The organism is Exiguobacterium sp. SH0S7, from assembly GCF_004337195.1.
GTDB lineage: Bacteria > Bacillota > Bacilli > Exiguobacteriales > Exiguobacteriaceae > Exiguobacterium > Exiguobacterium aurantiacum_A.
In genome coordinates, this window is sequence record NZ_SJVA01000066.1 from 1 (window position 1) to 251 (window position 251).

General features: G+C 53.8%; 1 pseudogene. It reads right to left on the reverse strand.

Annotation, left to right across the window (positions count from 1 at the left end):
- Nucleotides 1-251, reverse strand: a pseudogene (locus EVJ22_RS15765) (IS3-like element ISEnfa5 family transposase); the annotation flags it as partial.

Genomic DNA, 251 nt, shown 5'->3' on the forward strand with positions numbered 1-251 from the left:
TCCTCGCGTACCGAGACGGTACGTTTTAACCATTTATAATAGGCGGCCCGTGAGACCTGCGCGATCTCGCATAAGAGCACGACCGGGAACGTGTCGCTTATCGACATTTCCTTGATGGCCGTGTAACGCAATTGTAGCCGGATCTGGCTGATCAACCTCTCCTCTCGATCTCCTCTAACTTTTTTAGGAACAGGTTCTCGGCCCGAAGGCGCTCGTTCTCCCGCTCGATCTGTTGGATGCGACGTTCAAGC